This window comes from Streptomyces sp. KM273126 (assembly GCF_004337435.2).
Taxonomy (GTDB): domain Bacteria; phylum Actinomycetota; class Actinomycetes; order Streptomycetales; family Streptomycetaceae; genus Streptomyces; species Streptomyces acidicola.
On the sequence record NZ_SJXB02000001.1, the window covers coordinates 5,754,723 to 5,767,138 of the forward strand.

14 protein-coding genes and 1 tRNA gene are annotated in these 12,416 nt (G+C 70.9%); 11 read left to right on the forward strand and 4 right to left on the reverse strand.

Annotated features, from left to right (window positions below; genetic code table 11):
• The first annotated feature begins 44 nt into the window (after window positions 1-44).
• From E0500_RS24535 to E0500_RS24550, 4 genes are read left to right on the forward strand one after another with little or no spacing between them, the layout of a single operon-like run.
• Entirely contained in the window at window positions 45-479 is a 435-nt protein-coding gene (locus E0500_RS24535; protein ID WP_131558715.1) for a roadblock/LC7 domain-containing protein, read from the forward strand.
• Window positions 476-850, forward strand: coding sequence for a DUF742 domain-containing protein (locus E0500_RS24540; RefSeq protein ID WP_131558717.1), 375 nt, complete (start codon window positions 476-478; stop codon window positions 848-850). Before E0500_RS24535 ends, E0500_RS24540 begins: the two co-directional genes overlap by 4 nt.
• Window positions 828-1,427: an ATP/GTP-binding protein gene (locus E0500_RS24545; RefSeq protein WP_131558718.1), complete on the forward strand. Its 600-nt coding sequence runs from the start codon at window positions 828-830 to the stop codon at window positions 1,425-1,427. Before E0500_RS24540 ends, E0500_RS24545 begins: the two co-directional genes overlap by 23 nt.
• A 28-nt stretch (window positions 1,428-1,455) precedes the next feature.
• Window positions 1,456-2,025: a GAF domain-containing protein gene (locus E0500_RS24550; protein WP_131558720.1), complete on the forward strand. Its 570-nt coding sequence runs from the start codon at window positions 1,456-1,458 to the stop codon at window positions 2,023-2,025.
• 28 nt (window positions 2,026-2,053) lie between these two features.
• On the opposite strand, the gene E0500_RS24555 is transcribed toward E0500_RS24550, so the two are convergent.
• Complete coding sequence (locus E0500_RS24555) at window positions 2,054-3,955, reverse strand: DUF2264 domain-containing protein (RefSeq protein WP_131558722.1); 1,902 nt, start codon at window positions 3,953-3,955, stop codon at window positions 2,054-2,056.
• A gap of 326 nt (window positions 3,956-4,281) precedes the next feature.
• Between E0500_RS24555 and tdh the strand changes: the two genes are divergently transcribed.
• The 6 genes from tdh to E0500_RS24585 all read left to right on the forward strand — a co-directional run bounded on the left by tdh (window position 4,282) and on the right by E0500_RS24585 (window position 9,170).
• Window positions 4,282-5,310 carry an L-threonine 3-dehydrogenase gene (gene tdh, locus E0500_RS24560; RefSeq protein WP_131558724.1) on the forward strand — a complete coding sequence of 343 codons (1,029 nt, stop codon included), beginning with the start codon at window positions 4,282-4,284 and terminating at the stop codon, window positions 5,308-5,310.
• Between the two features lie 145 nt (window positions 5,311-5,455).
• Window positions 5,456-6,655 (forward strand): glycine C-acetyltransferase, encoded by a 1,200-nt coding sequence (locus E0500_RS24565; protein ID WP_131558726.1) that lies wholly within the window; start codon window positions 5,456-5,458, stop codon window positions 6,653-6,655.
• A 49-nt stretch (window positions 6,656-6,704) separates the two neighbouring features.
• Window positions 6,705-7,610, forward strand: coding sequence for a LysR family transcriptional regulator (locus E0500_RS24570; protein WP_131558728.1), 906 nt, complete (start codon window positions 6,705-6,707; stop codon window positions 7,608-7,610).
• A 44-nt stretch (window positions 7,611-7,654) separates the two neighbouring features.
• On the forward strand, window positions 7,655-8,233 hold the full coding sequence (locus E0500_RS24575) for a helix-turn-helix domain-containing protein (protein ID WP_131558730.1): 579 nt from the start codon (window positions 7,655-7,657) through the stop codon (window positions 8,231-8,233).
• Window positions 8,230-8,766, forward strand: coding sequence for a GNAT family N-acetyltransferase (locus E0500_RS24580; RefSeq protein ID WP_131558732.1), 537 nt, complete (start codon window positions 8,230-8,232; stop codon window positions 8,764-8,766). The genes E0500_RS24575 and E0500_RS24580 overlap by 4 nt, the downstream gene beginning before the upstream one ends.
• A 44-nt stretch (window positions 8,767-8,810) precedes the next feature.
• A complete protein-coding gene (locus E0500_RS24585; RefSeq protein ID WP_131558734.1) occupies window positions 8,811-9,170 on the forward strand; it encodes an MmcQ/YjbR family DNA-binding protein in 360 nt (119 codons plus the stop codon).
• A 130-nt stretch (window positions 9,171-9,300) separates the two neighbouring features.
• Here the strand turns inward: E0500_RS24585 and E0500_RS24590 are convergent, their stop codons facing one another.
• Together E0500_RS24590 and E0500_RS24595 are read right to left on the reverse strand one after the other, a co-directional pair.
• Complete coding sequence (locus E0500_RS24590; protein ID WP_131558736.1) at window positions 9,301-10,224, reverse strand: transketolase family protein; 924 nt, start codon at window positions 10,222-10,224, stop codon at window positions 9,301-9,303.
• Window positions 10,225-10,335: 111 nt separating this feature from the next.
• Window positions 10,336-11,070 carry a transketolase gene (locus E0500_RS24595; RefSeq protein WP_258572922.1) on the reverse strand — a complete coding sequence of 245 codons (735 nt, stop codon included), beginning with the start codon at window positions 11,068-11,070 and terminating at the stop codon, window positions 10,336-10,338.
• Window positions 11,071-11,219: 149 nt separating this feature from the next.
• Here E0500_RS24595 and E0500_RS24600 point away from each other — a divergent pair.
• Window positions 11,220-11,293, forward strand: a tRNA-Pro gene (locus E0500_RS24600).
• 101 nt (window positions 11,294-11,394) lie between these two features.
• On the opposite strand, the gene E0500_RS24605 is transcribed toward E0500_RS24600, so the two are convergent.
• Complete coding sequence (locus E0500_RS24605; RefSeq protein WP_131558738.1) at window positions 11,395-12,270, reverse strand: hypothetical protein; 876 nt, start codon at window positions 12,268-12,270, stop codon at window positions 11,395-11,397.
• Between the last annotated feature and the right edge of the window lie 146 nt (window positions 12,271-12,416).

Sequence of the window (12,416 nt, forward strand, 5' to 3'; positions counted from 1 at the left end):
CCTCCGCTCCCGCAGACCTTCGTACCCCAAGGAGTCGATCCACCATGGCAAGCGACGCCCCGACCGGCCATGTTTCCGATCTCGACTGGCTGATGAGCGGCCTCGTGCAGCGCGTACCGCACACCACGAGCGCGGTGCTGCTCTCCTGCGACGGACTGGTGAAGTCGGTCCACGGCCTCGACCCGGACAGCGCCGACCACATGGCCGCACTGGCCTCCGGCCTCTACTCCCTCGGCCGCAGCGCGGGGGTCCGCTTCGGGGACGGCGGCGATGTGCGCCAGGTCGTCGTCGAACTCGACTCGACCCTGCTGTTCGTCTCCACGGCCGGCTCCGGCACCTGTCTCGCCGTCATGGCCGGACGCGAGGCCGACGCCGCGGTGCTCGGCTACGAGATGGCGATGCTGGTCAAGAGCGTCCGCCCGTACCTGATGACAGCGCCCAGGCAGCCCGCCGTCGAACCCCCGGCGTTGAGGCCTTGAGCGCGGCCGCGGCCGGCGACGGGCCCTGGCTCGACGACGCGGCCGGTCGGCTGGTGCGTCCCTACACGGTCAGCAACGGCCGGACCAGGCCGACCGCCACACTCGACCTCCTGACGCAGGTGATGGCCAGCGCAACCATCCCACTCGGCTACCTCGGCCCCGAGCACGCCCAGGCACTCGACCTGTGCCGGGCACCCGTCTCGGTCGCCGAGGTCGCCGCGCACCTCAAGCTGCCGGCGGCGGTCACCAAGGTGCTCCTGTCCGACCTGGTCGACTGCGGGGCCCTCACCGCGAGGCCCCCGGCCTTCCACAACCCCACAGACCGGTCTCTTCTGGAGGCAGTGCTCGATGGACTACGACGACAGCTCTGACCCCTTCCCCACCGCACTCAAAATCCTGGTGGCGGGCGGGTTCGGAGTCGGCAAGACGACCTTCGTCGGCGCGGTGAGCGAGATCGCGCCGCTCAGCACGGAGGAACTGCTCACCACGGTCAGCGCCGCGACCGACAGCCTCGACGGGATCGAGAACAAGGTCGAGACGACCGTGGCCATGGACTTCGGCCGCATCACCCTCGACCCGGAACACGTGCTCTACCTGTTCGGCACCCCCGGCCAGCAGCGGTTCTGGTTCATGTGGGACGAACTCTCCGAAGGCGCACTCGGCGCGGTCATCCTCGCCGACACCCGCCGCCTGGAGGACTGTTTCGCCGCCGTCGACTTCTTCGAGCAGCGCGGCCTCCCCTTCGTCGTCGCGCTCAACGAGTTCGACGGCTCGTACCGCTACGACCCGGCGGAGGTACGCGCGGCCATCGACCTCAGCCCCGAGATCCCGGTGGTGTGCTGCGACGCCCGGATCTCCAGCTCCGGCGTGCAGACCCTGCTCACCCTGGTCCGCCACCTCCTCGCCCACACACCCGCGCGCGCCCGGAGCCATGGAGCCCACACATGAGGGACGACATGAGTGGTGGGGTGCGGCCATGAGCTACGACCCGGGCCGCCCGTCCGGTCGGCTGCTGCTGACCCCCGAGGACCGGGACGCCCCCGAGCGCGTACGACGGCTGCGTCTGCTGGGCCTCGGCGTACACCCGGAGCCCGGCTCCGGCTTCGATGTATTCGCGCAGCGGCTCGCGGAGGTCGCCTCGGCCCCGTACGCGATGGTCACCTTCATCGACGAGCACCGGCAGTTCTTCGCCGGACTGCATAAACCTGACGGCATCCTCGTCGAGGCGGAAGGTGCGAAGACCATGGTGTCCCGCCATATGCCCCGCGAGTTCGGCTTCTGCCCTCATGTGGTGGTCCGACGCAAGGCACTGGTCCTGGAGGACGTCAGGGAGTATCCGCGGTTCGCCGGAAACCCCATCGTGGACGAGGTCGGCATCCGTTCCTACCTCGGCGCCCCGCTCGTCGACCGCACGGGCATCGCCCTGGGCACGGTCTGCGCGGCCGACGTCACCCCGCGCGCGTGGGGCCGGGCCGGTCTGGAGACCATCAAGTCGCTGGCCGCCGAACTGGTCGAGCAACTCGAACGCCGGGAGCCGTTCCCGTAGCCCTCCGCCCGGGAGCCGGACCGTGTGGTCATCCCGCCAGGAACCGTACGGCGACGGTGTCCCCTTCGGGGAAGGTGATGCGCACCTCGTCCCCCTCCACCGCACAGACCACCGACTCCCGCAGCGCCTGAGGATGGACGGTGTCCCGGGTCAGCGCGAGCAGCGTGACGAAGATGCCGCTGCCGCCGGGCAGACCGGCGCCGCACCGCAGGTACGGCGTCGCCGAGTGCGCGCCGAACGCGTTGGCCTCCACCTCGCGTGCGATGCCCGTGTCCGCGTCCCAGCCGTGGAGGGCGACCATCGCGCTGTTGAGCCCGTGCGCGGTCCGTACCAGCGCCCATCCCGCACCCCGCTCGGCCGACGGCCGGTTCCGGTCCGCGACCGTGTACCCGCCCTCCCGGACCGCCGCACCCGCCGGGGCGTGCACCCGGTGCACCCGGATCTCCCACGGCCCCTGAAGGACGCTCGTCGTCTCGACCGGGAACGTGTCCTCCTCGCCCGGCAGTTGGGCGTCGTACCGGGACGCCGCCATCCGTCCGGCGCACCGCAGGGGCCGTATCCGGCGTCGGCGCGAGGGAGTGCCATCCGGCGCGAGGAGCGCGAGGTGGCCGTCCACGTTGCGCTCCCGCGCGTGCGTCCCCGCCTCGGGCGCCGTCGCCGTCGAGTAGCCGAACCGGCTGGCGTGCGGATCGTCGTCGGCGGGGTCCTGTGGCGAGCTGCCGTGGTTGACGAGCCGTACGATCCCGTCGTGCCGGGTGCCGTGCAGCAGCCAGCCCGGCGCCGGGAGCGCGGTGTACTGGTCGGACACCTCGACGGGCAGCGGCTGTTCGCGCTCCCTCCACACCGGGTGCTCCGCGGGCAGCAGCAACCCCAGGAAGGCGGTGCCCGCCCAGTACGGTGAGCCCGGCCCGGACAACGCCCCCGTCGAGGGCAGGAACGTGCCGTACCAGCCGAGCGGCAGCAACCCGCGCTCGTCGGGCACACCCCGCTCCACGAAGTGCCGTACGGCCCCCGAGGCCAGACGCCGGGTCTGCCCCGGGGCCAGGGGTGTGCAGCCCGCCAGGGCGCCCAGCCACACGGGGGCGGTCGCGGCGAAACGGTACGTCAGCGAGCGGCCGTGGTGGACGGGGGCGCCGTCCGCGCCGAAGAACTGCGGGTAGGAGGCGAGGAACTCGGCCAGCCGCCTGCGGTAGACCCGGCCGCGTCCTCCGTCGTTGCCGCCCGCGATACGGCACCACAGCAGCGGATACAGGTGCAGGGACCAGGCGTTGTGGTAGTCGAACGTGCGGCCGTCGCCGTCGGAGTACCAGCCGTCACCGACGTACCAGTCCTCGATGCGGTCGAGGCCGGTCTCGATGTCCTCCTGCCGGTACGGCGCCCCGACCGACGCCAGGAACTGCTCGGCGACCACCTGGAAGAGCCGACCGTGGTCGTCCGCGGTACGACGGCCCACGAAGCCCCATAACCAGTCCACGATCTGCTCCTGGACCTGGGGCGGCAGCCGGTCCCAGATCCATGCGCGGGTCTCGTGCAGGCCGAGTGCGATGGCGGCCGCCTCGGCCATCTGGGGCGAGCAGTCGGTGAGTTCGGGCCATGCCTCGCCGCTGTCACGGTCCGATCCCGTTGTCAGACCCCGCACGTAACGTTCGGTGAGACGAGGATCCACGGCTCCGCCGGCCCCGCCGGCTCCCGCAATACGGAAGGAGGCCAGCAGGAACGAGCGGGCGAAGCCTTCGAGGCCGTCCGCGACCACACCCGAGGTCGAGCCTCGGCCGGGCAGCCGGTACTGAGCGAAGCCGGGTGTCGCGTACGGGAACAGTGCTTCGAGTTGACGGTCGGCGAGCGCCTCCCAGTGCTCGCGGGTCCAGCCGGTGAACGGGGAACGGACACGGTCGGTGGGCGGCAGGGCCATGTGCGGTGCGGGCAGCATGACGGGGTTTTGGCTCCTTGGCAGTGGGGGTGCCTGGTCGGGGTGGTGCCTCTCAGGAGGGATACGGCAAGCGGCGGCGATTGGATCAATACGGCTCGCGTGCCTCGCGCACCGCGCAGGCGCCCGCGGGGACCGCGTAAGGCGTGAAGCAAAGCTGCGGCGGAGCTTAAGAAATCCTCGATGGACCGGGGGCGGGACCGTACGGCAGATTTCCTACGAGTTTCCTGCGAGATCCCACCCCTCGTTCCCACGAGATCCCATCCCTCTCCCGGTCCGGGCTTCTTCGGCATGCCCGGCTCCGGGACCTCACCCACAGGAGCCGTAGCGTGAAGGCGCTGGTCAAGGAGAAGGCGCAGCCCGGCCTGCGGCTCGCGGACGTCCCGGAGCCCGAGACCGGCCCGGGCGACGTACTGATCAAGGTCCTCAGAACCGGTATCTGCGGTACCGACCTGCACATCCGCAACTGGGACGGCTGGGCGCGGCAGACCATTCGTACCCCGCTCGTGATCGGCCACGAGTTCGTCGGCGAGGTCGTCGGTACGGGCCGCGACGTCACCGACATCAAGCCCGGCGACCGGGTCAGCGGCGAGGGCCACCTCGTGTGCGGCAAGTGCCGCAACTGCCTCGCCGGACGCCGTCACCTGTGCCGTGCCACGGTCGGGCTCGGCGTCGGGCGTGACGGTGCCTTCGCCGAGTACGTGGCGTTGCCCGCGTCCAACGTGTGGGTGCACCGGGTGCCCGTGGACCTCGACGTGGCGGCGATCTTCGACCCGTTCGGCAACGCCGTGCACACCGCGCTCTCCTTCCCGCTGGTCGGCGAGGACGTGCTGATCACGGGCGCCGGCCCGATCGGACTGATGGCCGCCGCCGTGGCACGGCACGCCGGTGCCCGCAACGTCGTCGTCACCGACGTGAGCGAGGAGCGGCTGGACCTCGCCCGCAAGATCGGCGTCGACCTCGCCCTGAACGTGTCGAGCGCCCGGATCACCGACGGACAGAGGCAGTTGGGGCTGCGCGAGGGCTTCGACATAGGACTGGAGATGTCCGGCCGCCCCGAGGCACTGCGCGACATGATCGCCAACATGACGCACGGCGGCCGGGTCGCGATGCTCGGGCTGCCCACGGAGGAGTTCCCGGTGGACTGGTCCCGGATCGTCACCTCCATGATCACGATCAAGGGCATCTACGGCCGGGAGATGTTCGAGACCTGGTACGCGATGTCGGTCCTGCTGGAGGGCGGCCTTGACCTGGCCCCGGTGATCACCGGCCGGTACGACTACCGCGACTTCGAGGCGGGGTTCGCCGACGCGGCGAGCGGCCGCGGCGGCAAGGTCATCCTCGACTGGACTGCTTGATCTCTGGCTCGGTTCGCCTCCGGGCGGCTCAAGCCGGTGGCGGGAACCCGACCGTGCTCAGCCCTTCGGGCCCCCGCGCGCTCGAATTCTCGACACCGGCGTGCCCCTTCGGCTCACTCGCCCACCGCACCCTATGGAGCCCTCGATGTTCGACTCTGTACGCGCTGAAGTGCGCGCCACCCTCGACGAGATCCGCGCCGCCGGCCTGCACAAGCCGGAGCGCGTCATCGGCACCCCGCAGTCCGCGACCGTCGGCGTCACCGCGGGCGGCCGCCCCGGCGAGGTGCTCAACTTCTGCGCGAACAACTACCTCGGCCTCGCCGACCACCCCGAGGTCATCGCCGCCGCCCACCAGGCGCTCGACCGCTGGGGGTACGGCATGGCCTCCGTGCGCTTCATCTGCGGTACGCAGGAGGTGCACAAGGAGCTGGAAGCACGGTTGTCGGCGTTCCTCGGCCAGGAGGACACGATCCTGTACTCCTCCTGCTTCGACGCCAACGGAGGCGTCTTCGAGACCCTGCTGGGCCCCGAGGACGCGGTGATCTCCGACGCGCTCAACCACGCCTCGATCATCGACGGCATCCGCCTGTCCAAGGCCCGCCGCTTCCGCTACGCCAACCGCGACATGGCCGACCTGGAACGACAGTTGAAGGAGGCGGCCGAGGGCGGTGCCCGGCGCAAGCTGATCGTCACCGACGGCGTGTTCTCCATGGACGGCTATGTCGCGCCCCTGCGCGAGATCTGCGACCTCGCCGACCGCCACGACGCGATGGTCATGGTCGACGACTCGCACGCCGTCGGCTTCGTCGGCCCGGGCGGCCGCGGCACCCCCGAGCTGCACGACGTCATGGACCGCGTCGACATCGTCACGGGCACCCTCGGCAAGGCCCTCGGCGGCGCGTCCGGCGGGTACGTCGCCGCCCGCGCCGAGATCGTCGCCCTGCTGCGCCAGCGCTCCCGGCCGTACCTCTTCTCGAACACCCTCGCCCCGGTGATCGCGGCGGCCTCGCTGAAGGTGCTCGACCTGCTGGAGTCGGCGGACGACCTACGGGTCCGGCTCGCCGAGAACACCGCCCTGTTCCGCCGCCGGATGACCGAGGAGGGCTTCGACATCCTCCCCGGCGACCACCCGATCGCACCCGTCATGATCGGCGACGCGACGGTGGCCGGGCGCATGGCCGAGCTGCTGCTGGAGCGCGGGGTGTACGTGATCGGCTTCTCGTACCCGGTCGTCCCGCAGGGCCAGGCCCGCATCCGGGTGCAGCTGTCGGCCGCGCACTCGGCACAGGACGTGCACCGTGCGGTGGACGCGTTCGTGGCGGCGCGGGCGGAACTCGGGCTCTGAGCCGCACCGGGTACCCGACCGACCCGGAAGAGCTGGGAGAATCGGTCGCATGATCGAAGCACGGCGGCTGCACATTCTCCGCGCGGTGGCCGACCACCGGACGGTGACCGCGGCCGCCGCGGCGCTGTACCTCACCCCGTCGGCCGTCTCCCAGCAGCTCACCGCCCTGGAACAGGAGACCGGCCACCGGCTGGTCGAGCGCGGTGCGAAGGGGGTACGGCTGACGCCCGCCGGTGAGATCCTGCTCGCCCACACCAACGCGGTCCTCGCCCAACTGGAGCGAGCCGAGGCGGAGTTGGCGGCGTACCGCTCCGGCGCGGCCGGCACGGTCACCGTCGCCTCCTTCGCGACCGGCATCGTCCTCGTCGTCGCCCCGGCGCTGACGCGCCTGGCCGCCACGGCCCCGGGGATCCGCGTCCGCGTCCAGGACGCGGAGGGCGACGCCAGCCTGCCGATGGTGCTGGACCGGCAGGTCGACATAGCGGTCGCCGTCGAGTACCGGGGCGCCCCGGACGCGGACGACCCGCGCCTCACCCACGTTCCGCTGTACGCCGAGCCCTTCGACGCCGTCGTCCCGGTCACCCATCGCCTGGCGGACACCGCCGAGGTCCCGCTCGCGGAGCTGGCCAAGGACCCGTGGATCGGCCCCTACCCGGGCAACCCCTGCCACGACGTCGTGGTCCTGGCCTGCGAGAACGCCGGGTTCCAGCCCCGCCTCCAGCACTCCTCGGACGACTTCCGGGCGGTCGTCGCCCTGGCCTGCGCCGACGCGGGCGTCGCCCTCGTGCCGCGCTCGGCCCTGCACGGCATGGACCTCACCGGAGTCGTCGTACGCCCCGTCGACGGCACAGCGCCCACACGCCGGGTCTTCGCCGCCGTGCGCCGGGGCGCGGAGGAGCATCCGCTGATCCGCCCCGTGCTGGATGCGCTGGGTGAGGCGGCAGCCATGGGGTGAGTCCACGGAAAGCTGGTTCCCGATTTCGGGATAGCATCCCGAATGTGAGAAGTGATGGTGATGGGCTGCAGGCTGCCGACGCCCGGCTCGCCCGGCGGCTCGGCGAGCTGAGGGCCGAGCGCGGCTGGTCCCTGGAGGAGCTGGCCGAGCGCACCGGGGTGAGCCGCTCGGCCCTGTCCCGGGCCGAGCGCGGCGAGACCAGCCCCACTGCCGCGCAGCTGAACCGCCTCTGCAACGTCTACGGGCGGACCATGTCCCAGCTCCTGAGCGAGGTCGAGTCGGAGCCCGTCATGGTCGTACGGGCGGCCGAGCAGTCCGTCTGGGAGGACCCGGCCTCCGGGTTCGTACGGCGGTCCGTGTCGCCGCCGTACCCGGGGCTGCGCGGTGAACTGGTCGAGGGGCGGCTCGTGGCGGGCGCCGACATCGCGTACGACCGGCCTCCGGTGCCCGGCCTCGAACAGCACATCTGGGTCCTGGACGGGGCGCTCCACTTCACGGCCCGGGACGTGGAGCACCACTTGACGGCCGGGGACTGCCTGCGGCTGCGCGTGTGGGGGCCGACGCGGTTCCGGTGCCCCGGGCCGGACGACGTGCGGTACGCGCTGGCGGTGGTGCTGCCATGACGGCGGTCTCCCAGCTGGACGCAGCCGCAGTGGCGGCCTGCGCCGAAGAGCTGGCCGACCTGCTGACCGACACCGTGCACGGCGGAGCCTCGGTGGGCTTCCTCGCACCGCTCGACCGGGCGGCGGCCCTCGCCTGGTGGAAGGGGCGCGCGACGGCGGTGACCGCCGGTGAACTCGCCGTGTGGGCCGCGCGGGACGGAGGCCGGGTGGTCGGGACCGTCAGCCTCGCCTTCCCGGACAAGCCCAACAGCCGCCACCGGGCCGAACTGGTCAAACTGATGGTGCACCGGAGTGCTCGGGGGCGCGGGCTCGGCCGTACGCTGCTGGCCACCGCCGAACGTGCGGCCGAGGACTCCGGTGTCACGCTGCTGCACCTGGACACCGAGACCGACAGCCCGGCCGAGCACCTGTACCTCGCGGCCGGCTGGACCCGGCTCGGGGCGATCCCCGACTACGCGGCGAGCCCGGCCGGCGAGCTGCGGCCGACGACGATCTACTACAAGCGCATCGGGGCACCCCCTCACACCAGGTGACGCTCTCCGGGTGATTGTCAGTGGCGCCCGCTACGGTGCGTCTCATGCTCGACGCCGAAGACGTACGACGTATCGCCCTCTCCCTGCCGGACACGACGGAGAAGATCGCCTGGAGCATGCCCACGTTCCGGGTGGCGGGGAAGATGTTCGCCACGCTGCCCGAGGACGAGACCTCCATCGCCGTGCGCTGCCCCAAGGTGGAGCGGGACGAACTGGTCCTGGCCGAACCGGACAAGTTCTGGATCGCCGACCACGAGGCGAGCTTCGCCTGGGTACGGGTCCGGCTGGCCGTCCTGGAGGACGAGAACGAGCTGCGCGACATCCTCGCCGACTCCTGGCGGCAGGCCGCACCGCCACGGCTGCTGGAGGCACATCCGGGACTGGGACTGCCGGTGGCGGACTGAGCCAGCCGACGGTCCGGCAGTGATCGAGGGCGGAAGACGTCGGATGCCAGAAGCCAGAAGCCAGACGCCAGACGCCAGAAGCCACATGCCAGACGCCAGACGCCAGACGCCACATGCCAGATCTCGGATGTCAGACGTGGGCCGGAGTCGCTCCCAGGAACCCCGTGATCCGCTCCCGCAGCGACCCGGCGTCGAGACCGTGCGCGGACACGTGCTCCTCGACCGTCCCGTACCGCCGCAGTTCCCGGCGCCCGACCCCGAGCCCCAGCACCCGGTGCGGGATGTCGGCGAGGGCGTCGTTCGCGGCGGCCGTGGAGGTACCGGCCAGGTACGGCTCGACGAGGACCACGTCCGCTCCGGCCGTCTCCGTGGCACGGCGCAGCGCCGCGGCGTCGAAGGGGCGCACGGTGGTGGCGTACAGGACGGTGACGTCGAGCCCTTCCGTGGCGGCGAGTACGGCGTCGAGCAGCGGCCCGACGGCGACGACCACGCCGTCGCGCCCTTCGCGAACGGTGAGGAACCGGGCCCCGTCGACCGCGAGGCTCCGCTCGTTCGCCTGCACGGACAGCCGCACGTACACCTTGTCCGCCTTGTTGCCGCCCGGGCCCACCGCATGCCGTAGCAGGGTCTCCGCCTCGTCGGGGTGTCCCGGGACGTGCACGGTCCAGCCGTCCAGCGTGTCCAGCAGGGCCACGTCGCCGGGCGCCATGTGGGTGAAGCCCCCGGCGGGCCAGTCGAACGACGCGGCGGCACTGACCAGCACCGCGCCCACGTCCTGGTGCCCGAGATCGAGTTTGACCTGCTCGAAGGGTCGCTCCACCAGGAAGCTGGCGAAGGTGTGCACCACGGGCCGCATCCCGGTCAGCGCCAGTCCCGCACCGGCCCCGACCAGCAGCTGCTCGCGAATACCCACATTGATCACTCGATCCGGATGCCGGTGTTGCGCCTCCTCGAACCCGTCCTTGCCGATCTCGGCGAGGACGACCGCGACCCGCGGGTCCTCGTCGAGCAGCCGGGAGGCGACGGGGGCGAAGCGGTCACGCATGGTGTCCATGGGTGGGGTCCTTTCAGTGTCTGAAGACGGACTGGAGGTGGACTGGGACTGGGGGCGGACTGGTCGAGAACTCGACGGCGGTCGAGAGGGCGGGTTGCGGAGCGTCGTCAGTCAGGCGTCCTTGGGCTCGACGCGGGCGACGACCACGCGGGGGCGGCCCGGATGCGGTGCCGTGAAGGCGGCGTACAACGCCTCGTGATCACGTCCGTCGACGGTCTCGGCGGACCAGCCGGCCGCCTCGAACCGCGCGGCGATGCCGCCAGGCAGCGCGTGGCTGGCGGAGGCGTTGTCGACCACGACGGTGTGCAGTCGGTCGAGGCCGGCAGGCCCGGCGTACGCGATCGCCTCGTGGTTGCTGCCCTCGTCCAGCTCGGCGTCCCCGATCAGCACCCAGACGCTGGGCCTGTCGAGCCCCTGGGCCCGCAGCCCCAGCGCCGTACCGACCGCGAGGGGCAGCCCGTGCCCGAGCGACCCGCTGCCGATCTCGGCGCCCGGTACCAGGACCCGGTCCGGGTGGTGACCCAGTGGCGAGTCGTACGAACCGAACTCCGGCAGCCACTCGACGGGCAGGAACCCCTTGGCGGCGAGCACCGCGTAGTACGCCATGGGCCCGTGCCCCTTGGACAACAGGAACCGGTCCCGTTCCGGATCCCCCGTCCGCTTCGGCTCGACCCGCAGTACCCGGTCGTAGAGCACCCACAGCACGTCCAGTGTGGATGTGGCCGCGGGGCCGTGCTTCTCGTCCCCCGTCATCATCCCCATCAGGTGGGGCAGGTCCGTGTACGTGTAGCTGTCGTGTGTGTTTCCGTACTCATGACGGTCTGCGCGCTCAGTTCCGATCGACATACGACGATCGTGCAACCTCAACCAAACTTCAGGTCAAGCGTCGCCGCGCCTGTCCGTACCGCGCAGAAACGAGTGCGCGACCACCGGTCCGAGTGCGGTATTGTTTCTGTGCACGTTGAGCCAGGGGAAACCCCAGGTCAGACGGGCAACGGGACGTGGCGCAGCTTGGTAGCGCACTTGACTGGGGGTCAAGGGGTCGCAGGTTCAAATCCTGTCGTCCCGACAGTGCGAAGGGTCTTCGCAGGCGAGAGCCTGTGAGGGCCCTTTTCGCATGGGTCGTTTCCGATCTTCGAGGTTGAGCATGCCGTTCATCCGCACCTTTACTCAGAATGCCTGCCGGTGGTCCTCCAGCATGACGTCGAGACGTTCACGGAACAGAGGGCGGTCGAGATCGTCGTAAGCGCGGGCCCACAAGGGGTGGAGGTCCGGGAGGCGCTGTGCGTCCTCGTGGTAGGCGGCGGTGAGTCCCAGAAGGGCGCTCGCCGGGTGGCCCGCGTCGAGCATCCGGGAGGCGTCGGCCAGGATGGTGTCCGTCTCCCCGATGAAGGAGGGGTACTCGTCACCAAAAGCGTCGTTCGGTGCGAGAACGCCGATCCCGATGCCGGACGGGTCGGGTTCGTGGCGCCAGCCGGCCGGTGGCGCGAGATCGAGGGGGATCTCCACGTCGCCGCCGGCGGGGTTCACCACGGACTCCGGGGCGGGCCGGATACCGAGTTCGGCCGACAGTCGTGCCACCTGGGTGCGGCGGTGCTCTCCTCCGCTGCGCAGGGCGAGGGAGAGCACAAACGTGAGGCCATCCAGGGTGTTCCGGCCAATGATGCCCGGCTCCTTGTGACCGAAGGAAGCAACGGGATGGTCGGTGCGCCCGAGTTCCGGCGCGGGGACCACCCAGCCGACGCAGGTGCCGGTACCAAGGTCCGCGAAGGGCAGGAGCTCCGGTACGGACATGAACGGTACGTGGTGTCGGCGGGACACTTCTCCCGCGTAGCAGTACTCCCACCCCTGAGGCGCGAGGGGTACCTCGCACAGCTCGAAGGGCAAGGCAAAGCTGGTCTGCACGCGGGGGCCGTCGTACAGGCCCTCCTCGTACAGGTCCGTCGTGAGGAACCCCTCCTCCCAGGCGATGTCGACCATTTTGGCGAGTGCGGGTGGGGTGGGGAACGGGAAGAGGTCGTCGGTCCAGCGTGGTTGTGGCGTCATGGGCAGAGAGTGTCGCAGCCACGTGTGACAGTCGGAGACGCACGCTGAAGTTTCCTCGGAACGACAGAATGACGCAGACTGCGCAGGAAGTAACGCCGAATGCGGCACGACCGAACCAGACAACGCTCGCGTGAGAGACCCTCACT